Genomic DNA, 16569 nt, shown 5'->3' on the forward strand with positions numbered 1-16569 from the left:
GAAGACGCTTCAATGAGAGATTTAAAGAAATATGGTTTAGTATCACTGTTCGTACTTGGTATGAGCAGTGCATACGCACAACAGACGATCCAGTTTAGTCAGTATGTTTTTAATGGTCTAGCTGTGAACCCCGCTTATGCCGGTTATAAAGAAGATTGGACAGCGAATTTTAGTTTCCGCTCGCAATGGGTGGGGATTGATGGTGCGCCACGTACAGGTACGGCTTCTTTTGATGGTATTATCGATTCGGAAAGAAAGAAAATGGGGATTGGATTTATTGCTTCCACCGATCGTTTGGGACCCCAGAATACTTCTGCCTTTTATGTGAATTATGCTTACCGTTTACAGCTGGATGCAGAAGATACGAAACGTTTGAGTTTTGGTATAGGTGTGGGAGCTACACAATATAATCTGGATGGTTCAAAATTCATATCTACCGATCTTGGCGATGGGGTGATCCCAATAGGAAATGAAAGTAAATTGAGACCGGATGTACGGGTTGGGGTTTATTTTTATACACCGAAATTCTATATTGGAGCTTCTGTTTTGGATTTACTATCTGGGATGAGGAGTAATGATATTGCTACTGAAGGAGACTATAAAGTGCTTCGTCAGGTACGGCACCTGTATGTGACTGGTGGAGTCATGATTCCTTTGTCGGAATCTTTGGATTTGAAACCTAGTTTTATGCTGAAAGAGGATTTTAAAGGGCCTACAAATTTAGATTTAAACGCTTATTTATTGATTAGTAAAGTGGTTTGGTTAGGGGCTTCTTATCGTACAGGGGTAACTTTATGGGATAAGAAAAATCTGCAGAGTGGATTGAATCAGAGCGATGCCATTGCGGGAATTGTAGAGCTTCAAATGAGTAATCGTTTCCGTCTGGGTTATTCTTATGATTATACCACCAGCAGACTTTCTAGTTACCAAAGTGGATCACATGAATTTTCATTAAGCATGAGTTTCCCTGGAAAGAAAGCAAGGGTATTGAGTCCACGTTATTTTTAAGCTGCAAAGAAGGATATGAACAGAACAGCATTTAAAAGTCCAGATCGTTTTATGACCAGGCTATTGATCATTGGAATACTGGCGCTATTTTTAGGGAATTATGCGATGGCTCAAGAACAATTGAGCCGAAAACAACAAGCAGATGTGTTTTTTAACCGTTATGAGTATTATCCGGCATCCAGATTATATCTGCCATTGGCAGAGCGGAAACATCCAGATGTGAAACTATTGGAGAAACTGTCCACTTGTTATAGAATGATGAATGATTATGACAATGCCGAAAAATGGTATGCGAAAGTAGTAGCAGACCCTAAGGCCAGTCCATTGAGTCATTATTATTATGCAGAAGCGCTGCAAAGGAATGAAAAGTTGGATCTTGCCAAAGTTGAGTATTCGAAGTATGCTGAGCTTTCTGGAAAGCCAAAAGAGGTCGAGCTAAAAATAGCATCTTGTGATAGCGCAGCTTTATGGATCAGGATGCCTAAAGATATCAAGATTAAAAATATAGCATCCTTAAACACTAAATCTGCGGATTGGGGATTAACTGCCTTTGGAAATGATGGCTTTGTATTTACTTCTGAGCGCCCTTTAGCTAGAGAAACCAAAGGAAATGATCTATATAAATGGAATGGGAATCCATGGTTAAAAGTATTCAGTGCAACTGCTGATGGCCAGTTAAAAGGAGAGCTTCCTATCGTTACAGAAGACAATAGCCCCGCCAAAGCAGAGTATCATGTAGGCCCCGTAGTATTTAATAGTACCGGAGATTTGGCCTTTGTGACAATAGCTACTAGAGCGCCTGCGAGCTTGATCCCTCTAGACAAAACAAAAGGAGGAGATCGTTTATATACCCGTCGACTGGAGTTGGTAATAGCCCGGAAAAATGGAGATAGATGGGATTTGAAATCCTTCCCCTATAATGATGTAAAAGCTTATTCTCTTGGACATGCGGCAATTGCTAATGATGGAAAAGTAATTTATTTTGCGTCCGATATGCCTGGGGGATTTGGTAAGTCAGACCTCTGGTTTTCCGAGCTGCACACAGATGGTAGCTGGGGGAAACCCATAAATTGTGGTGCAGAAATCAATACTCCTGAAGAGGAAGCTTTTCCAACCTTAGGGCCTAAGGGAGAATTGTTTTATGCTTCTAAAGGCAAGATTGGAATGGGAGGATATGATATTTATCGAGCTATTGGATCGCAAGCGCAATGGAGTAAATCTGAAAACCTAAAGTATCCTCTGAATTCTACTAGTGATGATTTTTACTTGTTTACGAAGGATGGTAAGTTTGGATATTTGTCTTCTAACAGGCAAGGTGGTGCTGGTGATGATGACATCTATAGCTTCTCTGATCAAACTCCTCCAGTCATGATATTGGCCCTGGCAGGTACTGTCTTTGACCAGCAAAGTAAAGCTCGTTTGGCAGATGTATCAGTTACTTTAACTGATGGTAACGGAAAACAAGTGAATACTAAGTTGACCGAGCAGGATGGTAATTTCTTTTTTGGATTAATAATAGATCAGGACTATAACGTAACCTTTAATAAATTAGGATATACACAGGATTTAAAAACTTTAAGTACTAGAGGCTTGACTAAATCTGATACTTTAACGATGCAGGCCTTCCTGGATAAAGAGAAGTTTGAACCTGGTAAGACTTATGTGTTGAAAAACATTTATTATGATTTTGATAAGTCGAATATTAGGCCGGATGCTGCGAAAGAATTAGATAAACTACTGGTTATTCTAAAAGAAAACCCTGCAATTTCTATTGAATTGGGATCGCATACAGATAGTAGGGGAGCCGATCAATACAACCAATGGCTATCTCAAAGAAGAGCAAATGCCGCAGTACAATATTTAATAGATCATGGTATCGACCGTTCTCGCATTTATGCTAGGGGATATGGAGAAACGATGTTGCTCAATAAATGTGGAAATGGTGTGAAATGTGACCATGCAGAACATCAAATGAATAGAAGGACAGAATTTAAAATTATCAAAAACTAGATTTTTTGAAATAAATAAGAGCAGCCTGTTTTCTTTTTTTAAGATGACAGGCTGTTTTTTTTATGGTCTTTTTGCCGGAGATGAGTGTTCAGGGCTTTTACAGTTGGCTATAGGGGAGAGGGATCGAAATCAGTTTAGCTTTAATTCGATAACCTCCTGAATTATATCGCTTAAAATAACTGCTAAAACTATTTAATAACAATTAGATAATCTAAAAGGAATTATTTAATTTGCTGAGATTTTAAAAAATAGAGAACGAATACAATGAACTCAAATTCAACAAAACTTCCTTATATAGGTGTGGATATAGGAGGCTCTCACATTACTGCCGCTCATGTTGATGCAACCACATTTAAGGTAATTGAAAACACGCTGAAAAGAGAAAGAGTAGCGGCTATGGATAGTGCTGAAGTGATTCTGCAGTCCTGGTTGAATGTCCTTTCTGCGTTGATTATACGTGTGAACGGTGAAAATTCTAAAATCGGTATTGCTATGCCTGGACCTTTTGATTATGAAAAAGGGATTTCCATGATGCAGAATCAGGAAAAATATGATGCTTTGTATGGGGTAAATGTGAAAGAGATCCTGGCGCAACGTCTGGAGATCGCTGAGGAAGATATTGTATTCATCAATGATGCAGAAGCGTTTCTAAGAGGCGAACTGGCATCTGGAGCTGCAGCCGATAAGGAAAGAGCAATTGGGATCACCCTGGGTACTGGATTAGGCTCTACGAGTAACGGTAGCGGTGTGACGGTAGATATGAACTGGGCATTTCGTCCGTTTAAAGACAGTATTGCAGAAGAGTATATTTCTACGCGTTGGTTCCTGAAAAAGTATAAAGAGATTACCGGTAAGGAAGTTAAAAATGTAGAGGTTTTGTTGGATGAAGCTGATGAAGCTGTTAAAAATGAAATATTTGAAGAGTTTTCAGACAATCTAAGTATCTTTCTGAATGATTTTATCGCACAGGAGCAACCGCAGGTTGTGGTGATTGGTGGTAATATCGCAAAGACCTGGAATCATTTTATTGACCTGTTGAATGCTAAAATTACAGATAAAACAGTAGCTATCAGACAAAGTGAAATGTGGGAAGATGCGGCACTTGTAGGTGCAGCTAATGCATTAGCTTAATTGAATATATGAAGAAATACTTTTTTATTGCAGGGTTGTTGTACCTGCTTAATCCTATTTCTGCTGTGCTTGCAGCAAAGGTAGATACACTGCAGACCTATAGCACTGCAATGAAAAAGAACATCAAAGCGGTTGTGATACTGCCTGAGAATTACGATCAGCAGAAGAGTTTTCCTACCGTTTATTTGTTACATGGATATGGAGGTAGTTATAATGCCTGGATAAATAACGTACCGAATCTTAAGAAGTATGTGGATGAGTTCCAAATGATTCTGGTGTGTCCAGATGGGAATTTTTCCAGCTGGTATTTTGATAGTCCGGAGGATCCCAAATGGAAGTATGAAACCTATGTGGCTGCAGAGCTACCTGTGCAGATCGATGCCAAATACAAGACAATTAAAGATCGAAAAGCCCGTGCAATTACCGGCTTGAGTATGGGAGGCCATGGTGCATTATATCTTGCTTTTAAGCATCAGGATGTATTTGCAGCTGCGGGAAGTATGAGTGGTGGTGTGGATATAACACCTTTTCCTGGTAATTGGGACATTGCAAAAAGATTGGGTAGCTATGCAAAACATCCAGAACTCTGGAAAGCGAATAGTGTGCTGAATATGACGCATCTCCTGATTCCAAACCAATTGGCATTGATCATTGATTGTGGAAAGGATGATTTTTTTCTTGCTGTCAATAAGAAGTTACATGAAGATTTGAACTACCGTAATATTCCCCACGATTTTACCATCAGACCGGGATCACATAATTTCGATTACTGGAAAAATGCAATAGGCTATCAGTTGCTGTATTTCCGTGATTTCTTTGATAAAGGATAATCAGTAGATAAACTAAAACTGTTCCCGTTGGAAAAAGTGATAGAAATGAAGAAGCCCCTTACAGTTGAGCTATAAGGGGCTTCTTTATTGTTGTTGATCGTATTATTCGATACTTCCTTCTTCTTTTTTCTTTTTCTTACCTGGGCTTTTATTTTCTACCACTATAAGATCATCTTCTTTGTTGTAATCAATCTCCAGCGTATCGCCATCATTGATTTCGCCTTTTAAAATTTCTTCTGCAATAGGGTCTTCCAGGTATTTCTGAATGGCACGTTTTAAGGGCCTTGCACCAAAGTTAATGTCAAATCCCTTATCTGCGATGAAGTCTTTTGCTCTGTCAGTTAATTTCACTTCATAACCTAAGTTATGTACACGACCGAACAATGATTTCAACTCAATGTCAATGATTTTGAAGATTTCATCTTTACCTAAGGTATTGAAAACTACTACATCATCTACACGGTTTAGGAATTCTGGAGCAAAGGCACGTTTTAAAGCATTCTCAATTACGCCTCTTGAATGTGCATCTACCTGGTTTGTTTTAGCTGTAGTAGAGAAACCAACCCCTTGTCCGAAATCTTTTAACTGGCGTGCGCCAATATTAGAAGTCATGATGATAATGGTATTTCTAAAATCTACTTTGCGACCAAGACTATCTGTCAGCTGACCTTCATCTAATACTTGCAATAAGATATTAAATACATCCGGGTGTGCTTTTTCAATCTCATCCAATAGGATTACTGCATAAGGTTTACGACGTACTTTTTCAGTCAGTTGTCCACCTTCTTCATATCCTACGTATCCTGGAGGCGCACCCACTAAACGGGATACTGCAAATTTCTCCATGTATTCACTCATGTCGATTTGAATCAAGGAATCATCGCTATCAAACATGAAACGCGCAAGTTCTTTCGCTAATTCAGTCTTACCAACACCAGTAGGGCCTAAGAAAATAAATGAACCAATTGGTTTCTTTGGATCTTTCAATCCTGCTCTGGTACGTTGAATAGCTTTGGTAAGCTTTTTAATCGCTTCATCCTGACCAATAATTTTCGTTGCTACAGTATCATACATATTCAACAGTTTCACACTGTCTGTTTGTCCTACACGTTGCAGCGGAATACCAGTCATCATAGAAACTACCTCAGCTACGTTATCTTCTGTTACTGTATAACGTTTAGTTTTGGTATCAGCTTCCCATTCTGCTTTTGCACGATCCAGCTCCTCTAAAAGATTCTTTTCTGTATCTCTTAGTTTTGCCGCCTCTTCATATTTCTGGCTTTTTACTACTTTATTCTTTTCAAGTTTGATTTCCTCAATCTTGTTCTCAATATCAATGATGTTCTCTGGAACGTGGATATTAGTTAAATGCACTCTTGATCCAGCCTCATCTAAAGCATCAATCGCTTTGTCAGGTAAGAACCTATCGGTAATATACCTTGAAGTCAGGGCCACACAAGCATTAATTGCTTCATCCGTATAAGTTACGCCATGATGATCCTCATACTTTTCTTTAATACGATTCAGGATCTCAATGGTCTCATCAGGTGTAGCAGGTTCAATCATTACCTTTTGAAAACGACGGTCTAATGCACCATCTTTCTCAATATATTGACGATATTCATCTAAGGTAGTTGCACCAATACATTGAATTTCACCCCTTGCCAAAGCAGGTTTGAACATATTAGATGCGTCTAAAGAGCCTGAAGCGCCACCAGCGCCTACAATGGTATGGATTTCATCAATAAACAGGATCACATCTGTAGATTTTTCCAGCTCATTCATCACCGCTTTCATACGTTCTTCAAACTGACCACGGTATTTAGTTCCTGCCACTAAAGAGGCCAGATCTAGGGTTACCACACGTTTGTTGAACAATACTCTGGACACTTTACGTTGAACAATACGCAAAGCAAGACCTTCTGCAATCGCAGATTTACCTACTCCCGGTTCACCAATTAAGATTGGATTGTTCTTTTTACGACGCGATAAAATCTGAGACACTCGTTCAATCTCTTTTTCACGACCAACTATAGGATCCAGGCGGTTTTCTTCTGCTGCTTTCGTTAAATCTCTTCCGAAATTATCTAATACTGGAGTCTTAGATTTAATATCCGAAACCTTCTTAGGACTGCTAAAGCTTTCTTCTTCACGATAATCATCATCACCACCGGTTGATGCGCTATTTTGAGTCTCATCTCTGAAACCGTTTTTATTCACTTCAACTTCCTGTTTGAAAATCTCATAATTGATGCTGTACTGCAATAAGATTTGAGAAGCAATATTATCATCATCACGTAAGATGGACAACAACAGATGTTCTGTTCCAATCAGATCGCTCTTGAAGATTTTAGCCTCCAGGTATGTGATCTTTAAAACTTTTTCGGCTTGCTTAGTCAATGGGATATTCCCCAGGTTGACCGTTACACTGGACGTACCTCTCACTGAATCCTCTATCGAGCGACGTAGTTTTGAAGTGTCTACACCCAGCGATTTTAATATCTTTATGGCCATACCATCGCCTTCGCGAATAAGGCCCAACAAAAGATGTTCTGCGCCTATGTAATCGTGACCTAATCTCAGGGCTTCTTCCCTGCTAAAAGATATCACGTCTTTTACTTGTGGAGAAAATTTAGCTTCCATATATACCTTTCTAAATCGGGAATGCTCTAAACTATAAAATTTGTTTTATAAAAAGGCAGCCCCCGATTCTTTTATTTTATCAACAATTACGCCATAGGGAAGGAAATGGATGTTGGAACTGCCGATATTTCATGAATCTTACCAATTGCTGACTTAATTGGCTACTTTCCCTAACCCCTAAGCAAATATGTCAGTATAAATATACGAATTTCTAAATTGAGGTTAGGGGCTTTCTTTTTCAGGTTCAATAGGTTGTACAATTATTGTACTGTGGAATGTCGGGGAATTAACAGACCTTTTTCTTTATTTTAATTTCGATGTAGAAATTAGAGCTCCTTTCTTTAGGTCGGGAGCGGTCGGGCTAGGTTGATTTCTTTAGCAGAGGCATTAGGAGTTGCTGGTATATATCTGCTAAACAAATTTTATAATGGACATTTCCTGCTTATCTTTGCAAGAAATGGACCTGGTAAAATGAGGCCGGTCTCTTTTTTTAAATATTCGATCACTAAAGTAACCGCCTTTTATAGGCATGAAATATAATCAGTAACTATGTCAGACGAAAAAATAATATTTTCAATGGCGGGGGTAAATAAGATTTATCCACCCCAAAAGCAAGTTCTAAAGAACATTTACCTGTCCTTCTTTTACGGTGCCAAAATTGGTGTAATCGGTTTGAACGGATCGGGTAAGTCCTCTCTTTTGAAAATTATCGCCGGTTTGGACAAATCCTTCCAGGGAGAAGTAGTATTCTCTGCTGGATATACCGTTGGTTACCTGGCTCAGGAACCAATATTGGATGAAAACAAAACCGTTAGAGAGGTCGTAGAAGAAGGAGTCGCTGAAATTACGGCAATCCTGAAAGAATACGAGTCTATCAACGAGCAGTTTGGATTGCCTGAAGTTTATGAAGATGCAGATGCAATGGATAAACTGATGACTAAACAAGGGGAGCTACAGGATAAAATCGATGCTTGTAATGCCTGGGAATTGGACAATAAACTGGAGCGTGCCATGGATGCTTTACGTTGCCCAGATCCGGATGCTAAAATTGGTGTATTGTCTGGAGGTGAACGCCGTCGTGTAGCGATGTGTCGCTTGTTGCTTCAAGAACCAGATGTACTACTATTGGATGAGCCTACGAATCACTTGGATGCGGAAAGTATCGATTGGTTAGAGCAATTCTTAAAAGACTACAAAGGAACTGTGATTGCGGTAACCCACGATAGGTACTTCCTTGATAATGTAGCTGGATGGATTTTAGAGTTAGACAGAGGTGAAGGTATTCCATGGAAAGGAAATTATTCTTCATGGTTAGAGCAAAAAGCTAAACGTTTGGCTCAGGAAGAGAAAACTGAGAGCAAACGTCAGAAAACGTTGGAACGTGAGTTAGAATGGGTACGTATGGCACCAAAAGCCAGACATGCAAAATCTAAAGCACGTCTATCAAACTATGATAAACTAGCTTCTGAAGACTCTAGAGAAAGAGAAGATAAGTTGGAGCTGTTTATTCCTGCAGGACCAAGATTGGGGAATGTAGTGATTGAAGCAAATAACATTACCAAAGCTTATGGCGATAAATTGTTGTTTGAAAACCTAAGTTTCTCTTTACCTCCGGCAGGGATTGTTGGAATTATCGGCCCCAATGGTGCAGGTAAAACCACTTTATTCCGCTTAATTACACAACAGGAAACTCCTGATACCGGAACTTTCCGTGTGGGTGAAACTGTAGCTTTAGGTTATGTGGATCAAATGCATAACGACCTTGATCCGGATAAAACCGTTTATGAAAACATTACTGATGGTTTAGACAACATTCAGTTGGGTAATAAAGCAGTAAGCGGAAGAGCTTACGTTTCAAAATTCAACTTTAATGGTGGTGATCAGCAGAAGAAAGTAGGTGTACTTTCTGGTGGAGAGCGTAACAGGGTTCACCTTGCTATTACTTTGAAAAAAGGTGCTAACGTATTGTTACTGGATGAGCCTACCAATGATATTGACGTAAACACATTAAGGGCATTGGAAGAAGCATTAGAAAACTTTGGTGGATGTGCGGTAGTGATTAGTCACGATCGTTGGTTCTTAGACCGTATCTGTACGCATATTCTTGCTTTTGAAGGTGATTCTCAGGTTTACTTCTTCGAAGGAAACTACAGTGATTACGAAGAGAACCGTAAGAAAAGGCTAGGTGATGTGACACCGCATCGTCTTAAATATAAAAAACTAGTGTAGTAACCTGGTTTTAGAAAATGCAAAAAGCGGCTGTTTCGAAAGGAGACAGCCGCTTTTTAATGACAATGCTTTTTCTTAGTTCTAATTTAAAATTGCTAGAATTTACGTCTTATTTTTTCTAATAACTCTTTGGTCTTTTTAACACCTTCATCTTCTGATAACACACTTCCCTCATATTCTATCCCTACAATTCCTGACCATTTTGCAGCTTTTATGATCTCAAACATCCTGGTATAATCAATATCTTTTTCTTCTCCATCAGGAAGGAAATCATGAGATTTGGCACTCACCCCTTTTGCATAAGGCATCAATTCCTGAACACCTAGATATTTATCATATTCCTTGTCAGCGCTGATTCTGAAATTCCCAAGATCAGGTAAGGTGCCGCAATAAGGGTTGTTTACTCCCTTGATTACCGAAGAAAGCCATTTCCCATCTGAAGAATATCCACCATGATTTTCTACAATCACATTAATTTTCTGTTTCTTTCCGTATTCACTTAATTTTCCTAATCCATCAATTGCTGCATTTTTCACTTCATCAGCTGTGCCTTTGCCAGCTGCATTGACACGAATGGTTTTACAGCCCAGATATTTGGCGGCATCAATCCATTTGTAATGATTCTCTACTGCCGTTAACCTTGCTTTATCATCTGAATCACCTAAGTTACCCTCTCCATCAATCATGATCAGGTGATTTTGAATCCCCTCACTGTCTGTACGGTCTTTAAGTTCTTTTAAATAACTTTTATCAGTTTCCTTCTTTTTGAAGAAAGGACTTACATATTCAACGATATGAATATCGAACTCCTTTTTTGCTTTTAATGGGAAGTCCATATTTGTCAGCTTTCCAGCAAAGAGTGCTTTGTGAAAAGACCACTCTGCCAATGAAATTTGAAAAAACTCTTTCTTTTCAAAAGCAAAACTATCTAAAGGTAAAACAGAAGACAGACCTGCAGCGGCAGACAATAAGCCCAGATCTTTAAGAAATTTTCTACGGTCGTTTATTTTCATTTGTGTTTGGTTTAGGGGGTTGATCTTACAAGGTATTAATTTCTTATTGTAAAAAAAACACTTTCTTGAAAAGGGGTATAAACACTTGTCAGAAGCAGAATTTGGAATAACTTAGTGTGGTTTTAACACATTTTCTTAATTAAAGTATCTTCAAATTTTGCATTCTAGGTAAATGCTTCTATTTTAGAGATGAAATAGGTTAGTGAAAAATATCAATTGTATCAAAATCTTATAAATGAAACTCAATAAATTATTAGCAGTTCCGCTTTTGTTGGCTGCTTTTTCTTCCTCCGCTCAGGAGAAACATCAACCTTACAAACAGCAGATTGATGGCACAAAGTTAAACTTCGAAATGCAGGCCATCCCAGGTGGAGAATTCCAAATGGGAGCTAAAAAAGGAAAACAAGATGAGATGCCGCTACATAAGGTAATCCTCGATCCTTTCTGGATGAGTACCTATGAAGTGACCTGGGATATTTATGAACCTTTCTTATATAAAGATTACGAAACTACCCATAGTACAACTGCAGTTCCAGCAAATGTGGATGCAGTAACTCGTCCAACTAAACCTTATCTGGACATGACTTTTGGAATGGGAAAAGAAAACCATCCTGCTTTAGCGATGACAAACTACAATGCCATTCAATACTGCAAATGGCTATATGCCAGAACTGGCGTATTTTATCGTTTGCCAACAGAAGCCGAGTGGGAATATGCCAGCAGAGCAGGTAGCACCAATGATTATGCTTTTGGCAATGAAACTTCCAAATTAGGAGATTATGCCTGGTACAAAGAAAACAGCAGTGGTAAAACCCATGAAGTTGGAAAGAAGAAACCTAATCAATGGGGACTTTACGATATGTACGGTAACGTTGGAGAGTGGACTTACGATCAATACCAGCCTGATTTTTACGCCAGTGTAAAAGGAGAAAAAGCGAAGAATCCGGTAGCTGAACCTGATAAATTATATTCACATGTGATCCGTGGAGGATCTTATGATGATGGCGCAAAAGAATTACGTTCTGCTGCCAGGCTAGCTTCGGATCCGGTATGGAAACAATTAGATCCTCAAATTCCAAAAAGTAACTGGTGGTTCCCTGAAGCTCCTTTTATAGGAATGCGATTGGTAAGGCCGGTTACACCTCCTTCAAAAGCAGAAATCGAAGCTTATTATAATAAGCCAGTCATTACTGACTATTAATGAAAAGAGCTCACACATTAACAACCACATAATAAACCAAACCAAACTATGAACAACGAAGAATTACGCGATAAGCGCCGTGACTTTTTAAAAACTTCTGCCCTGGTTGCAGGAGGTGTTATGCTGAACCAATTTGCTTTCGCAGGAGGACATTCCTCGACCGATGATACGATTAAAATCGCATTAATTGGTTGTGGAGATCGCGGAACAGGTGCTGCTTTTCAGGCGTTAAGCACTAAACAAAATATTAAACTAGTGGCCATGGCTGATGCTTTCCAAGATCGCATGGATAACAGTTATAAAGTGCTTTCTGATAAATTTAAAGATAAAGTTGATGTTCCTGTAGAACGTAGGTTTGTTGGTTTTGATGGATATCAGAAAGCGATTGCACTTGCAGATGTAGTACTATTAGTAACACCTCCAGGATTCAGACCTACTCATTTTGAAGAAGCGGTGAAACAAGGGAAACATGTGTTCATGGAGAAACCAGTAGCAGTAGATGCTCCAGGTGTTCGTAAAGTCCTTGCTGCTGCAGAACTGGCTAAAAAGAAAAAATTAAACGTAGTAGTTGGATTACAACGTAGGTACCAGGCTAACTATAGAGAAACCTTAAAACGTATTCAGGACGGCGCTATAGGTGAAGTGATGTCGGGACAGGTGTACTGGAATAGCGGTGGGGTATGGGTGAAAAAACGCCAGCCACAACAAACAGAAATGGAATATCAAATGAGAAACTGGTATTACTTTAACTGGTTATGTGGAGACCATATCGTAGAACAACACGTACACAATATAGATATTGCCAACTGGGTTAAAAATGCTTATCCGGTTTCTGTTCAGGGAACAGGAAGTCGCGCATGGAGAACAGGGAAAGATTATGGAGAGATCTATGATAATCATGCCGTTGAATTAACTTATGCCGATGGCGCAGTAATCTATAGCCAGTGTCGCCATTTTGAAGGAATTGCCAATCGTGTGGATGAAACATTCCAGGGTACAAAAGGCCGTACTTATTTATCAGCCGGAAACAACGGGGTAATCTGGGATCTGAAAGGTAAAGAAATGTTTAGTCACCCAACAAAAGGAAATGCAAATCCTTACCAAACAGAACATGATGAATTATTTGCTGCGATCGCAAAAGGAGATTATAAGTTTGCAGATGCAGAGCGTGGTGCTAAAAGCTGTTTCACAGCCATCATAGGTAGATACGCTACGTATTCTGGACAAACGATCAAGTGGGATGAGGCTTTACAGGCAAACAATAGTTTGATGCCTGATGAATTGAGCTGGACCGCAAATCCAAAACTAATGCCGGATGCAAATGGGTTATATCCAATCCCAACTCCGGGGAAATCTAAAATAATTTAAGCCGGATCTGCTTTGGCAGTAGTCCATAAATCGGCTTTGCTGTTTTTACCGCTGCTGATCGCGCTTTTTCCAAAGCAACATGATCAGCAGCAGTATAGCATTCATGGCTATGCGCAGGGAACAGATTATTCCATCAAATATTTTGCTAATGATAGCCTGGTAACTAAAAGTTCAATTGATAGTATTTTGCTAAAGATTGACTCTTCGATGTCCTTGTATAAATCCTATTCTCAGATTACTCAGTTTAATAGGAGTAAAAAAGGAATGTATATAGATGATCATTTTGCTGCTGTAATAAGGAAATCCTTTGAAGTTTACCGGGAAACAAATGGGAAATTTGATGTCACGGTAGCACCATTAGTACAGGCCTGGGGATTTGGTCCAAAACCAGTAACCAGTTTTCCGGATTCCGTTAAAATAAAACAGCTGTTGCAGAATGTAGGAATGAACCATTTGTCACTAAAAGGAAACTATCTGAAAAAGGATAAACCTGTAATTACAGTAGATCTGAATGGCATCGCCCAGGGATATAGTGTAGATGTGGTGGCTGACTATCTTCTGAAAAAGGGAATCAAGTCTTTTATTGTAGAAATTGGTGGAGAGTTGCGGGTGGAAGGACCAAAACCGGATGGATCTGTGATGAAAATTGGGATTGAAGGGCCGGCAGCATCTAGTACCGACGAACCAGAAATCCGACATATCCTTAGTTTTAGTACGGGAGCTGTCACTACTTCTGGTAATTACAGAAAGTACCTGCAGCGTGGAAAGGGGAAAATTGCACATTTGATCAATCCTAAAACAGGTTATCCCCTGGATAATCAATTGATCAGTGCCACAATTTTTGCTAAAGATGCGATTACTGCAGACGGATATGACAATGCGGTTATGGCCATGAGTGTAGAAGAAGCGCTGGCTTTTGTAGACAGCAAAAAGGGGATGGAAGCCTACCTGATTTACCATCGTAAGGATGGTAGTGTAGCTGATACTCTAACTAGAGGCTTCAAAAAGATGATTTTAATTAAATAACTATTCAATACCCTATTAAAACACTAATCATGAAGAGAATAGACTTTTTAAGAAATAGTTTTATTGCTACTGGTGCCTTGTTCGCCGGATCAGCTGTAAACGCGGTTGCCAATACTCCAGAAGGAGATCTTTATAAAGCAAGCGCGGGAAAAACATTTAACCTGGATTATGCGCCACATCAGGGAATGTTTGCCAATAATGCAGGTAAGGATTTCTTGGATCAGATCCGCTATATGCACGACCAGGGGTTCAGGTCTATCGAAGATAATGGCTATCTAGGGCGTTCCTTGGAGGATCAAACCAAAATTGGAGATCTACTGGCTAAATTGGGCATGACGATGGGCGTGTTTGTAGTAGACGGCGGCGACAACTGGAAGACTTCGTTAACTACCGGTAAAAAGGAATTTAAAGATAAATTCGTAGCAACTTGTAAACTTTCGGTAGAAGCAGCAAAACGCTGTAATGCCAAATGGCTAACCGTAGTTCCTGGTTTTTATGAACGTAAACTTCCCTACGGAAATCAAATGGCTAATGTGGTCGATGCGATGAGAGCAGGAGCGGAGATCTTTGAACCACACGGATTGATTATGGTATTGGAAACTTTGAGTGATACACCGGAATTGTTCCTACAGCAAACACATGAAACTTATAACGTATGTAAGGCTGTAGACAGTCCCTCATGTAAAATCCTGTATGACATCTACCATATGCAAAAAACTGAGGGTAATCTGATTGTTAATATGGATCGTTGCTGGGATGAGATCGCTTACATCCAGATTGGCGACAACCCAGGAAGGAAAGAACCAACTACTGGAGAGATCAATTACAAGAACCTATTTAAGCACATTCATGCAAAAGGATATAAAGGGGTTATGGGCATGGAACATGGCAATTCCAGACCGGGTAAAGAAGGTGAACTTCGTGTGATCCAGGCTTACCGTGAGGTAGACAACTTTTTAGCTTAGTCTTTAGTGAGAATGATCCCGCTATAGGGAACAAAAAACACTTAAAACATACTAAACTGGGTTCCGGGAACTTTAAACAAACCGGAATCCAGTTGAATGCGATTTTCATTCAAGTGATTTAAGCGGCAATGGAGTTTGAAATTGTCATTAATCAGCCTGGCAATATTTCCATCGCCCTTCATTCTTTCTCCAAATCTGCTATCATTCACATTGCCTTCATGGCAAGACTGTATCAGGTGCCATACCTTATCAAAACGATCCGGGTAATTTTTACGGAGCCAGTCTTCAAAAATACCACCGATTGCCCCATTAAGTCTCACTACTGTATAACCTGCAGAACGGGCACCGGCATTGGATACTGCTTTTAATATTGCCGGAATTTCATGATCGCTCAATCCTGGAATGAGTGGGGCAACCATAACTCCCATAGGAATTCCTGCTTTGCTCAAATCTTCTACCACTTTCAGTCTTTGCCTGGCAGTAGTAGTTCTTGGTTCCATCTTTTGCCTTAATTTCTCATTCAGGCTGTTAATAGAAACGTAAACCAAACATAGGTTTAATCGGGCCATTTCTGATAAAATGTCCATATCGCGAAGAATGAGTGAGTTTTTGGTGATCAATCCGATAGGTTGGCGATATTCTAAGGCAATTTCAAGTAATTGTCTGGTGATCTTAAACTGGCGTTCTGCTGGTTGGTAACAATCGGTATTGCCGGAAAGAGAAATAGTAGAAGCATCCCAGCCTTTACGTTCCAAAAACTTTCTGAATAGTATTGGTGCATCTTTCTTAACCACAATCTTGCGCTCGAAATCAAGTCCTGCGCTAAATCCCCAGTATTCATGGGCATTTCTTGCATAACAATAAGTACAACCATGCTCGCATCCCTGGTATGGATTTAACGAATAAGCCATTCCAACATCCGGACTATCTACCTTATTGACAATAGACTTACTCTGGCCAAAAATAAAAGTGGTTTTCTGATCAGTTTCTTCCCAGTCGTCTATTCCTTCCTGATGTTCTTTGACATAATCGTCCTTAGCAAATCTATTGTGTGGATTGAATTGCGCTCCTCTTCCCTTAAAGTAATGATCTTTATTCTCTTCATCTAATATCATTAGCTAAAAATACTAATTATATTAGTAAAT

Annotated in this window: 12 protein-coding genes; 9 read left to right on the forward strand and 3 right to left on the reverse strand. The window is 39.5% G+C overall.

Annotated features, from left to right (window positions below; genetic code table 11):
• The first annotated feature begins 12 nt into the window (after nucleotides 1–12).
• From R2S10_RS17605 to R2S10_RS17620, 4 genes are all read left to right on the forward strand, one after another.
• Entirely contained in the window at nucleotides 13–1008 is a 996-nt protein-coding gene (locus R2S10_RS17605) for a type IX secretion system membrane protein PorP/SprF (RefSeq protein WP_316841719.1), read from the forward strand.
• A 15-nt stretch (nucleotides 1009–1023) separates the two neighbouring features.
• Complete coding sequence (locus tag R2S10_RS17610) at nucleotides 1024–3018, forward strand: OmpA family protein (RefSeq protein ID WP_316841720.1); 1995 nt, start codon at nucleotides 1024–1026, stop codon at nucleotides 3016–3018.
• Nucleotides 3019–3282: 264 nt separating this feature from the next.
• On the forward strand, nucleotides 3283–4149 hold the full coding sequence (locus R2S10_RS17615) for an ROK family protein (RefSeq protein ID WP_316841721.1): 867 nt from the start codon (nucleotides 3283–3285) through the stop codon (nucleotides 4147–4149).
• An 8-nt stretch (nucleotides 4150–4157) separates the two neighbouring features.
• Entirely contained in the window at nucleotides 4158–4979 is an 822-nt protein-coding gene (locus R2S10_RS17620) for an alpha/beta hydrolase family protein (protein WP_316841722.1), read from the forward strand.
• Between the two features lie 102 nt (nucleotides 4980–5081).
• Here R2S10_RS17620 and R2S10_RS17625 read toward each other — a convergent pair whose 3' ends face one another.
• Nucleotides 5082–7622 carry an ATP-dependent Clp protease ATP-binding subunit gene (locus tag R2S10_RS17625; protein WP_316841723.1) on the reverse strand — a complete coding sequence of 847 codons (2541 nt, stop codon included), beginning with the start codon at nucleotides 7620–7622 and terminating at the stop codon, nucleotides 5082–5084.
• A gap of 549 nt (nucleotides 7623–8171) precedes the next feature.
• On the opposite strand from R2S10_RS17625, the gene ettA reads away from it, so the two are divergent.
• On the forward strand, nucleotides 8172–9851 hold the full coding sequence (gene ettA, locus R2S10_RS17630; RefSeq protein ID WP_182956710.1) for an energy-dependent translational throttle protein EttA: 1680 nt from the start codon (nucleotides 8172–8174) through the stop codon (nucleotides 9849–9851).
• Nucleotides 9852–9946: 95 nt separating this feature from the next.
• Here ettA and R2S10_RS17635 read toward each other — a convergent pair whose 3' ends face one another.
• Complete coding sequence (locus tag R2S10_RS17635) at nucleotides 9947–10864, reverse strand: TIM barrel protein (protein ID WP_316841724.1); 918 nt, start codon at nucleotides 10862–10864, stop codon at nucleotides 9947–9949.
• Between the two features lie 235 nt (nucleotides 10865–11099).
• Between R2S10_RS17635 and R2S10_RS17640 the strand changes: the two genes are divergently transcribed.
• Genes R2S10_RS17640 through R2S10_RS17655 form a run of 4 tightly spaced genes read left to right on the forward strand, consistent with a single transcriptional unit; the run spans nucleotide 11100 to nucleotide 15424 of the window.
• The gene (locus tag R2S10_RS17640) at nucleotides 11100–12065 is read left to right on the forward strand and encodes a formylglycine-generating enzyme family protein (protein ID WP_316841725.1); all 966 of its coding nucleotides are present in this window, start codon (nucleotides 11100–11102) and stop codon (nucleotides 12063–12065) included.
• Nucleotides 12066–12113: 48 nt separating this feature from the next.
• The gene (locus tag R2S10_RS17645; protein WP_316841726.1) at nucleotides 12114–13433 is read left to right on the forward strand and encodes a Gfo/Idh/MocA family oxidoreductase; all 1320 of its coding nucleotides are present in this window, start codon (nucleotides 12114–12116) and stop codon (nucleotides 13431–13433) included.
• Between the two features lie 12 nt (nucleotides 13434–13445).
• Nucleotides 13446–14459 carry an FAD:protein FMN transferase gene (locus R2S10_RS17650; protein WP_316841727.1) on the forward strand — a complete coding sequence of 338 codons (1014 nt, stop codon included), beginning with the start codon at nucleotides 13446–13448 and terminating at the stop codon, nucleotides 14457–14459.
• Between the two features lie 29 nt (nucleotides 14460–14488).
• A complete protein-coding gene (locus tag R2S10_RS17655) occupies nucleotides 14489–15424 on the forward strand; it encodes a hydroxypyruvate isomerase family protein (RefSeq protein WP_316841728.1) in 936 nt (311 codons plus the stop codon).
• A gap of 41 nt (nucleotides 15425–15465) precedes the next feature.
• Here the strand turns inward: R2S10_RS17655 and R2S10_RS17660 are convergent, their stop codons facing one another.
• On the reverse strand, nucleotides 15466–16539 hold the full coding sequence (locus R2S10_RS17660) for a PA0069 family radical SAM protein (RefSeq protein WP_316841729.1): 1074 nt from the start codon (nucleotides 16537–16539) through the stop codon (nucleotides 15466–15468).
• Nucleotides 16540–16569 lie beyond the last annotated feature (30 nt).

It is taken from the genome of Pedobacter gandavensis (assembly GCF_032678745.1).
Lineage (GTDB): Bacteria > Bacteroidota > Bacteroidia > Sphingobacteriales > Sphingobacteriaceae > Pedobacter > Pedobacter gandavensis_C.